General features: G+C 69.5%; 10 protein-coding genes. 3 read left to right on the plus strand and 7 right to left on the minus strand.

From position 1 onward, the window contains the following. Positions 1-143 precede the first annotated feature (143 nt). The 5 genes from PV363_RS13060 to lepA form a co-directional block, all read right to left on the minus strand. Positions 144-1,979, minus strand: a complete 1,836-nt coding sequence (locus tag PV363_RS13060) for a long-chain fatty acid--CoA ligase (protein ID WP_220344206.1) — start codon at positions 1,977-1,979, stop codon at positions 144-146. Positions 1,980-2,130: 151 nt separating this feature from the next. After that, entirely contained in the window at positions 2,131-3,060 is a 930-nt protein-coding gene (locus PV363_RS13065; RefSeq protein ID WP_220365859.1) for a TIGR01777 family oxidoreductase, read from the minus strand. Next, positions 3,057-3,713, minus strand: a complete 657-nt coding sequence (locus PV363_RS13070; RefSeq protein WP_301022536.1) for a TetR/AcrR family transcriptional regulator — start codon at positions 3,711-3,713, stop codon at positions 3,057-3,059. Before PV363_RS13070 ends, PV363_RS13065 begins: the two co-directional genes overlap by 4 nt. A gap of 77 nt (positions 3,714-3,790) precedes the next feature. Continuing rightward, positions 3,791-4,291: a GNAT family N-acetyltransferase gene (locus tag PV363_RS13075; RefSeq protein WP_301022537.1), complete on the minus strand. Its 501-nt coding sequence runs from the start codon at positions 4,289-4,291 to the stop codon at positions 3,791-3,793. A gap of 6 nt (positions 4,292-4,297) precedes the next feature. After that, the gene (gene lepA / locus PV363_RS13080; protein ID WP_220344202.1) at positions 4,298-6,172 is read right to left on the minus strand and encodes a translation elongation factor 4; all 1,875 of its coding nucleotides are present in this window, start codon (positions 6,170-6,172) and stop codon (positions 4,298-4,300) included. Between the two features lie 93 nt (positions 6,173-6,265). Here lepA and PV363_RS13085 point away from each other — a divergent pair, with 93 nt between their 5' ends. The 3 genes from PV363_RS13085 (at position 6,266) to rpsT (ending at position 7,437) form a co-directional block, all read left to right on the plus strand. Further along, entirely contained in the window at positions 6,266-6,640 is a 375-nt protein-coding gene (locus tag PV363_RS13085) for a YccF domain-containing protein (protein WP_220344201.1), read from the plus strand. A 101-nt stretch (positions 6,641-6,741) separates the two neighbouring features. Further along, entirely contained in the window at positions 6,742-6,966 is a 225-nt protein-coding gene (locus PV363_RS13090; RefSeq protein WP_220344200.1) for a DUF6458 family protein, read from the plus strand. A gap of 210 nt (positions 6,967-7,176) precedes the next feature. Further along, positions 7,177-7,437, plus strand: a complete 261-nt coding sequence (gene rpsT, locus PV363_RS13095; RefSeq protein ID WP_220344199.1) for a 30S ribosomal protein S20 — start codon at positions 7,177-7,179, stop codon at positions 7,435-7,437. 74 nt (positions 7,438-7,511) lie between these two features. Here the strand turns inward: rpsT and holA are convergent, their stop codons facing one another. Both holA and PV363_RS13105 read right to left on the minus strand, forming a co-directional pair. Then, positions 7,512-8,492, minus strand: a complete 981-nt coding sequence (gene holA, locus PV363_RS13100; protein ID WP_220346567.1) for a DNA polymerase III subunit delta — start codon at positions 8,490-8,492, stop codon at positions 7,512-7,514. A 43-nt stretch (positions 8,493-8,535) separates the two neighbouring features. Further along, the coding region (locus PV363_RS13105) for an MBL fold metallo-hydrolase (protein ID WP_301022538.1) at positions 8,536-9,186 on the minus strand (651 nt) is incomplete at its 5' end.

Genomic DNA, 9,186 nt, shown 5'->3' on the forward strand with positions numbered 1-9,186 from the left:
CCCCCCCCGGGGCGCCCCCCCCGGCCGCCCCCCCCCCCCCGGGGGGGGGGTGGGGGCCCCCCCCCCCCCCGCCGCCCCCCCCCCCCCCCCCCGGGGGGGGCCCCCCCCCGGGGGGGGGCCCCCCCTCCTGAGACAGCTGCCGGTCAGGTGCCGGCGTAGAACTCGTCCAGGATCGGGCGGTACTTGTCCTCGACGAACTTGCGCTTGAGCTTGAGGCTCGGCGTCATCTCGCCCTCCTCGACCGACAGGTCGCGGTCGAGGATCTGCCACTTCTTGATCGTCTCCCAGCGGTTGAGCTTGGAGTTGAGCTCCTCGACGTAGCCCTCGATCGCCTTGTGCATCTGCGGCGACGTCACGATCTCGGCGTACGACTTGCCCGCCAGGCCGTGGTTCTCGGCGAAGAGCGTCGCGGCGTCGGGATCGATCGTGATGAGGGCGCTCACGAAGTTGCGGTTGTTGCCGTGCACCACCATCTGGCTGGCGAGCGGGCACACACCCTTGAAGACGCCCTCGACGTGCGACGGCGCGACGTACTTGCCGCCCGAGGTCTTGAAGAGGTCCTTCTTGCGGTCGGTGATCCGGAGGAACCCGTCCTCGTCGATCTGGCCGATGTCGCCCGTCGCGAGCCAGCCGTCGTCGGTCACCGTGGACGCGGACTCGGTCTCGAGGTTGTGGTAGCCCTGCATGACACCGGGACCCTTGATGAGGATCTCGCCGTCCTCCGCGATCTTGACCTCGGTGCCAGGCATCGGCAGGCCGACGGTGCCGAGCTTGTACTGGTCGGGGTGGTTCACGAAGGAACCGGCCGCACTCTCGGTGAGGCCGTAGCCCTCGAGGATGAGGATGCCGGCAGCCTCGAACCACTCGGCGACCTCCTGCGACAGCGCGGAGGCTCCGGAGATGAAGAAGCGGACGCGTCCACCGAATCGGTCCCGCACCTTCGAGAGGACGATCTTGTCGGCGAGCCGGTGCTGGAAGGCCAGCCCGGCGGGGACCTTCTTGCCCTCTCGCTCGAGAGCCTTGACCTGGGCCGCCACCTTGGTCGCCCAACGGAAGAGCTTGAGCTTGGCGCCGCCCTCCTCCTCCATCATCCCGACGATGCGGCCGTAGGCCTTCTCGAAGATGCGCGGTGCCGCGCCCATGAACGTCGGCTTCACGACGGCGAGGTTGTCGACGATCTTGGGGATGGCGCCGTCGACGGCGGTCGGGAAGCCGATCTGCAGCTGCGTCGACAGGAGCACCTTGCCGAAAGAGTGTGCCATCGGGAGCCAGAGGTACTGGAGGTCGTCGATGGTGATGTAGCCGCCCGCGGCGACCGCTGCTCCCTCGTACGTCCACGAGTCGTGCGTGAGCCGGACTCCCTTGGGACGGCCGGTCGTGCCGGAGGTGTAGATCAGGGTCGCGAGCTGGTCCGGCGAGATCGCGGCGACGCGCTCCTCGACGACCGACGGCTGCTCGGCGAGCAGCTTGTCTCCGAGCTGCTCGAGGTCGGAGAGGGTGATCACCCAGTCGCTGTCGTGGTCACCGTCGAACAGCACGACCTTGATCACGTCGGGGAGCTCGCTGCGCTTGTCCTGGAGCTTCGCCAGCTGGACGGCGTCCTCGGCGAAGACGATCCGGCTCCCGGAGTCCGCGAGGATGTAGGCGACGTCGTCGGTCACGGTCGTCGGGTAGACGGTGGTCGTCGCAGCGCCCGCCGCCATGATGGCGAGGTCGGCGAGGATCCACTCGTAGCGGGTCCCGGACGCGATCGCGACGCGCTCCTCCGGCTTGATGCCGAGCGAGACGAGACCTGCCGCGATCCGGGAGACGACGTCTCCGGTCTCGCCCCAGGTCAGGGAGCGCCAGTTCTCGCCGACCGGGTAGCGGTAGGCCTCACGAGTGGGGGTCTCGCGTACTCGGGCGAAGAACATCTCGCCGACGTTCTTGGCACGGGACTCGACAATCTCCAGATGCTCGGGTGTCGGGGCGTTGGCCATGAAGGGTGCACCTCATCGTTAGGGGTGGTGATGGCGATCACAGGATGGCTCGAATCGTACGTGATCGACGTGATCCGAGGCACATCCACCAGATAATCGTTATCGATCAGCACCCCTGGTGACGCAGGGTGCCCGTCGGCCGCGGACCAGGTCAGCCGAGCGCGACCGGAAGGAGCCCTCGCCGCGTGCGCGACGCGATCTCGCCGAGCGCCCCGTCGAGGTCGGGATGGGCGAACGCGAACCCGGACCCTCTCAGGGTCGCCGGGTCGACCCAGCGGCTCTTGAGCACGAGCTCGGCCTCGGTCCTGATGAGCCGCGCTCCAGCTTCGAGCGCCCAGGTCGGCAGCGGGACACCGTGCGAGCGGCCGAACGCCCGGCGCACCGATCGCATCATCTCCGCGTTCGTCACCGCGTCAGGGGCGGCCACGTTGACCGGTCCGGCGATCTCGGGGTGCTCGGCGAGATGGTCCACCACGCGCACGACGTCGTCCACGTGCACCCAGCTGAACATCTGACCGCCGTCCCCCATCGGTCCACCGAAGCCGAGGCGGGCCAGGTTGATGAACGGGTTCACGGCACCACCGCCGGCACCGAGGACGATCGCCATCCTCAGCGCCACCTTCCGTACGGCCGTGGGCGCGTCGAAGAGCTCGTGCTCCCACGCCCGCGCGACGGCCACGGAGAACCCGGCGCCACGCTCTCCTGTCACCTCGTCCATGGGACGGTCTCGCGCATCGCGGTAGATCGTCGCCGTGCTCGCGTTGACCCACAGCGACGGCGGGGACGCCGACGCGGCGAGGGCCCGGCCGAGTAGTGCGGTGGTCTCCGTACGTGAGGCGAAGATCGCGTCAGCGTTGGGCTTGGAGTAGCGGCAGCTCACCGAGCGCCCGGCGAGATTCACGAGGAGGTCGGCACCGCCGAGCACGTCGGCGAGCCCCGCCGCGTCGCCCCAGCTCGCGTCCGCGTCCGGACCGCGCCCGATCGTCCGCACCACCGCCCCGTGGCGCGACCAGGCGCGAACCAGGTGCTGACCGATGTATCCGGAGGCTCCGGCGACGACGGCGACCGCACCGCGCCTCATCGCAGCGCACCGGAGGACGGCTGGGTGAGCGCCACGACGTCGTCGACCAGGCCCCGCGCCACCGGGAGTCGGGACAGGGCGACCGCCTTCGAGACCACCGGTGCGAGCCGATCCACGAGCGACCGTGTGCGCTGCTGCTCCGGCGACGGATCGACGACCCAATGGAGCGTCACACCGAGGTAGAGCAACCAGAGCAGGTCCGGGAGCCGGTCGCGTAGTCCGCTCGGCAGTCGCACCTTGGAGGTGGCGACCACGTGCTCCATGAGGTCGACCGCCATTGCCCTCGCATTCCCCGACTCCGCGGAGAACGGGCTCGCCGACGACGAGGCGGGGAGCGCCTGCTGCACGAACGTGGTGCCGAAGCCGTGGTAGGGCGTCATCACGTCGAGGCCGGCGTGCAGGGCCGCGCGCAGGTTGTCCGCGAGTGGAGCCCTTTCGACGAGGCGCGGGAGCGCAACGTCACGGTGCTCGCGCTGGACGCTGACGTAGAGCTCGTGGACAAGCTCGTCCTTGCCCGAGAAGTAGTAGTAGGCGTTGCCGAGCGACAGCCCGGCCTCGTCCGCGATGCGGCGCATGGTCGTCGCCTGGTAGCCGACGTCGCGGAACAGCCGTAGCGCGGCAGCGGTCAGCCGGTCGCGGGTGTCCTTGGCCATCAGAGAGCGCCGTCAGGAGACTTGAACATGTTCGAATCTAGCATCAGCCTTCGAACGTGTTCAAGAGTCGGCGCAGATCAGCGCAACGGCCTCGCCATGACGATCCGTGGCCAAGGGCGGAAGTACGCCGACTCGGCGACATGACGCTCACGCAGACCCGCGCTCCACCGCGCCTCGGGCACCACCTCGAAGCCGAGGCGCCGGTAGTACGGCGCGTTCCACGGCACGTCGGCGAAGGTCGTCAACGTCAGCTCGGCGTGCCCGCCTGCGAGTGCCCACCCCGCGACCACGTCGACGAGCGCTGCACCGATCCCCTGTCGGCCGTGCTCCGGGAGGACGGAGAGCTGCTCGAGGAAGGCCCGGCCGTCCAGCACGTCTGCGAGCGCGTACGCCACCGGCGCGCCGGCGTCCCCGACCTCGACCCACGCCGTGCCGCGACCGACCGCCGCGGCCACCGTCTCGTACGGCGCGGGTTCACCGTCCGCGACCAGGTCCCGGCCGATCTCCCGGAACCGCTCGTCCGCCGCTCGCTCGATGTCTCTGAGGAGCTCGACGTCGGCGAGCGTGGCGGCCCTCACGGGAGGCTACTTCTTGCCCTTGTCACCCGAGTCGCCGGTGGAGAGCGCGGCCACGAACGCCTCCTGCGGCACCTCGACGCGGCCGACCATCTTCATCCGCTTCTTGCCTTCCTTCTGCTTCTCGAGCAGCTTGCGCTTGCGGCTGATGTCACCGCCGTAGCACTTGGCGAGGACGTCCTTGCGGATCGCGCGGATGGTCTCGCGGGCGATGACCCGAGCACCGATCGCCGCCTGGATGGGCACCTCGAACTGCTGGCGCGGGATGAGCTCCTTGAGCTTCTGCGCGAGCGCGACGCCGTACGAGTAGGCGTTGTCGCGGTGCACGATGGCGCTGAAGGCGTCGACCGGGTCGCCCTGGAGCAGGATGTCGACCTTGACCAGGTCGGCGGCCTGCTCGCCGGTCGCCTCGTAGTCGAGCGAGGCGTAGCCCTTGGTGCGGCTCTTGAGGTTGTCGAAGAAGTCGAAGACGATCTCTCCGAGCGGGACGGTGTAGCGGATCTCGACCCGGTCCGCCGAGAGGTAGTCCATCCCGAGGAGGGTGCCGCGTCGCGTCTGGCACAGCTCCATCACGGGTCCGATGTAGTCGGTCGGCGTCAGGACGGTCGCCCGCACCACCGGCTCGTAGACCTCGGAGATCTTGCCCGTCGGATACTCGCTCGGGTTGGTGACCCGGTGCTCGCTGCCGTCCTCCATGACGACCCGGTAGACCACGTTGGGAGTCGTCGAGATGAGGTCGAGGTTGAACTCGCGCTCGAGCCGCTCCCGCACGATCTCCATGTGGAGCAGGCCGAGGAAACCGATGCGGAAGCCGAACCCGAGGGCTCCGGACGTCTCCGGCTCGTACTGCAGCGCGGCGTCGTTGAGCTGGAGCTTGTCGAGCGCGTCACGCAGCGTCGGGTAGTCGTCGCCGTCCATCGGGTAGAGGCCGGCGAAGACCATCGGGTTGGGGTGCCGGTAGCCGCCGAGCGCCTCGGTGGCCGGCTTCTGCGCCGAGGTCACGGTGTCGCCGACGCGGGACTGGCGCACCTCTTTCACCCCGGTGATGAGGTAGCCGACCTCCCCCACGCCGATCCGGTCGGCCTTGTTCGGCTCCGGCGAGATGACGCCGACCTCGAGCAGCTCGTGCACGGCACCGGTGGACATCATCTTGATCTTGTCGCGGTGCGACAGGTGGCCGTCGATCACCCGGATGTAGGTCACCACGCCGCGATAGGTGTCGTAGACGGAGTCGAAGATCATTGCGCGGGCCGACTCGTCGGGCTTCCCGACGGGCGCGGGGATCTGGTCGACGACCGCGTTGAGCACCGCCTCGACGCCGACCCCGGTCTTGGCCGAGACCCGCAGGACCTCGTCGGGCTCGCAGCCGACCAGGTGCGCCAGCTCCTCGGCGAACTTGTCCGGCTGCGCGCTCGGGAGGTCGATCTTGTTGAGCACGGGGATGACCGTCAGGTCCGCGTCGAGCGCGAGGTAGAGGTTGGCCAGCGTCTGGGCCTCGATGCCCTGCGCGGCGTCCACCAACAAGATGGCGCCTTCGCACGCCGCGAGGCTGCGACTGACCTCGTACGTGAAGTCGACGTGGCCGGGGGTGTCGATGAGGTTGAGGACGTACGTCGTCCCCGCGTCCTCACCGGTCGACTTGGTGAACGGCAGCCGTACGGCCTGGCTCTTGATCGTGATGCCGCGCTCGCGCTCGATGTCCATCCGGTCGAGGTACTGCGCGCGCATCGCGCGACCGTCGACGACGCCCGTGTGCTGCAGCATCCGGTCGGCCAGCGTCGACTTGCCGTGGTCGATGTGGGCGATGATGCTGAAGTTGCGGAGGATCGCCGGATCGGTCGCCCCGGGAGCGGGCGCCGAGGAGGCAGGAGAGGTCTTGGCCATGGTGCCTCCCATCCTCCCATGACGGCCCCAGGTTCCCGAATGCATGAGGGCACAGGTCGTACGTCGCCACGCAATGCGCCTTACAGTTCGAGCGTGAACGTGATCCTCAACGTCATCTGGCTCCTGCTCAGCGGGATCTGGCTCGCGATCGGCTACACGCTCGCCGGTGTCCTGCTCTGCATCACGATCATCGGCATCCCCTGGGGGATCGCGTCGTTCCGCATCGCCTCCTACGCGCTGTGGCCCTTCGGGCGCACCATCGAGCCGAACCCGTCCGCCGGGGTGGCGTCGATGATCGGCAACGTGATCTGGATCGTCCTGGCCGGAGTCTGGCTCGCGATCGCCCACCTGGTCAGCGGGATCGCCCTCTGCCTCACCATCATCGGCATCCCGCTCGGTCTCGCGAACTTCAAGATGATCCCGATCTCGCTGATGCCGCTGGGCTACCGGATCGTGCCGGTGCGCTGACGCCCCGGGCTTTTCTCGCCCCGGCGGCGGCCGCGGTGGCCTGACGGCCGGGACCAAGCCGGGTACGTTGAGCGCCACCATCCCCCAGAGAAAGGACTGTCGTGGTCATCGGACTCGGCATCGTTCTCATCGTCCTCGGCCTGATCTTCGCCCTGGACGTCATCAACATCGACACGACCGTGGTGGACACGGGGACGCTCGGCTGGATCCTGCTCCTCGCGGGCGTCGCCGCCATCGTCGTCTCGCTGATCGTCAACCACCAGCGCACGCGCTCGACGCACGTGGTCGAGGAGCGCCGCGACGGCGGTTATCCGCCGCCGCGCTAGTACGGAGGCGACCCGACGCGGCCCTCGTCCACTGCACGCGTGCGGTGGCCGGGGGCCGCTGGCTTCGGCCATCCCGCTCGTCGTCGGACGGCTCCCGGCAGGATCGAGGCGCGTTTTGGCCGACCGGTCTGCCGCTGATACAGTGGGTGGTCGCGTGTCCGTGTCCGCGCGCGCACCCATCCACTTCGACAGAACAACGAGGCTTGCCCCGTGGCAAACATCAAGTCGCAGATCAAGCGCAACCGGCAGAACGAGCGTGCGCGTGAGCGCAACAAGGCCGTGCGCTCGGAGCTGAAGACCGTCGTCCGCCGGTTCACCGACGCCATCGACGCCGGCAACACCGACGAGGCGCAGCAGCTCGCGAGGGCAGCGACCCGCAAGCTCGACAAGGCTGCGTCCAAGGGCGTCATCCACAAGAACCAGGCGGCTAACCGCAAGTCGTCCATCGCGAAGAAGTCAGCAGCGCTCTGAGCGCCTGACCTCACCGACGCAACGGCACCTCCCGGCGGGGGGTGCCGTTCGTGCGTCCGGGCGAGATCGCGCCGTCACTGGACGCGCGAGGCGGCGACGGTGAGGACCATCCGCTCCAGCGCGTAGTGCGGGTCTGACGCTCCCTTGACGTCGAGGTCTGCTCGGGCGACGGCGCCGATGGCCGTCGTGAGCCCTGCGGTGTCCCACCCCCGCAGCTGCGCACGCAGCCGCTTGAGCCGGAACGGCGGCGCACCGACCTCGCGCGCCAGCTCGGCCTCACGGAGGCCCTTGCTCGACGCCACGCCGTAACGGGCGAGCGAACGGAGCCCTGTCGCGAACGCCGAGGTGATGAGCACGGGGGCCACGTTGTTGTTGAGGGCCCACCTCAGCTGTTCGAGCGCGCGAGCCGTCTCACCGTCGATCGCCGCGTCGGCGATGTCGAAGCCCTTCACCTCCGCGCGTCCACCGAAGTATTGACGGACGAGCTCGAGGGAGATCGGTGCGCGCTTGCCGTCGGCACCGGTCGCGGCGTCGACGAGCTGGTCGGCGGCCGCGGCGAGGGAGCGAAGGTCGTGCCCCACCGCGTCGACCAGGTAGCCCGCCGCCTCCTCGGAGATGGAGGCGCCGAGGTGACGGACCTCTGCGGCGACCCAGCGCGAGACCTCCCAGGGCTTGGGTGCCGTGGTCGTGACCTCCTTGACGGCCGCGAGCTTGCGGAGCTTGTCGAGGACGCCCTTGCCCTTCTGGCCCCCGCCGTGGGTGAGCACGACCGCGACGTCGGGCGCCGGCGCTGCGGCGTAGGCGAGCAGCTCGTCGGCCGCGGTCGCGTCGAGGCTCTCGATCCCGCGTACGACGACCGCGCTGTGGGAGGAGAACAACGATGGACTGGTGAGCGCGGCCAGCTCGCCCTGCCCGATCGTCGAGCCCTCGACGTCGGAGACCGACACCTCGGGGTCTTCGTCGTGGAGCTGAGCGAGAGCACGTCTCATCGCGCGGTCGGTGAGGAACTCGACACCGCCGGTGACGAGGAGCACGGTGCTGAACAAGGACGCCATCGCCGCTCAGCATGCCACGTCGCGAGGACACCGCCGACGACGGTCAGCGAACGACACCGGACACCTGGCCGTCGCGTACGACGACCGCGACGTCACGACCCGGATCGGTACGCAAGATCGTGGCCCCGGCGTCTCGGAGGTGCTGCAACGTCTCCGGTGCCGGATGGCCGTAGGTGTTGCCCTCCCCCGCGCTGACCGTCGCCCAGCGCGCACCGAGCCCGGTCAGCCACGCCACCTCTTGGTGCGCGCTGCCGTGGTGCGGAACCTTGAGGACGTCGACCTGGAGTGTGGGGTAGGCCGCGGCGAGAGCCCGCTGCGCGGGGGGCTCCACGTCCCCGGTCAGCAGGACCCGGACGTCCGAGGTCTCCGCGAGCAGGACGAGGCTCGCGTCGTTGGCGGTGTCCTCGGTCACCGCCGCGGGGGCGACGCCAGAAGGCCCGGGGCGGGCAAGAGGCCCGAGAACGGTCAGCGTGACCTCCCCAGCGCGCCAACGGTCTCCGGCCGTCAGCTCACGCACGGGCACGTCCGTGACGTCGGGGCTGCTCGGACCGGTGCCGATCCAGGCGAGCGAGCGGCGACGCGTCACGCCGGGCAGGCCGTCGACATGGTCGGCGTGGTCGTGCGTCACGAGCATCGCGGGCACGGTGCGTACGCCGAGGTCGCGGAGACAGCGGTCGACCGAGCGCGCGTCGGG

The sequence above is a fragment of the Mumia sp. genome, from assembly GCF_028803055.1.
GTDB lineage: Bacteria > Actinomycetota > Actinomycetes > Propionibacteriales > Nocardioidaceae > Mumia.

Coding starts and splice junctions, on each gene's coding strand:
- PV363_RS13060 (WP_220344206.1), bottom strand. CDS start 1,979: ATGGCCAACGCCCCGACACCCGAGCATCTGGAGATTGTCGAGTCCCGT.
- PV363_RS13065 (WP_220365859.1), bottom strand. CDS start 3,060: ATGAGGCGCGGTGCGGTCGCCGTCGTCGCCGGAGCCTCCGGATACATC.
- PV363_RS13070 (WP_301022536.1), bottom strand. CDS start 3,713: ATGGCCAAGGACACCCGCGACCGGCTGACCGCTGCCGCGCTACGGCTG.
- lepA (WP_220344202.1), bottom strand. CDS start 6,172: ATGGCCAAGACCTCTCCTGCCTCCTCGGCGCCCGCTCCCGGGGCGACC.
- holA (WP_220346567.1), bottom strand. CDS start 8,492: ATGGCGTCCTTGTTCAGCACCGTGCTCCTCGTCACCGGCGGTGTCGAG.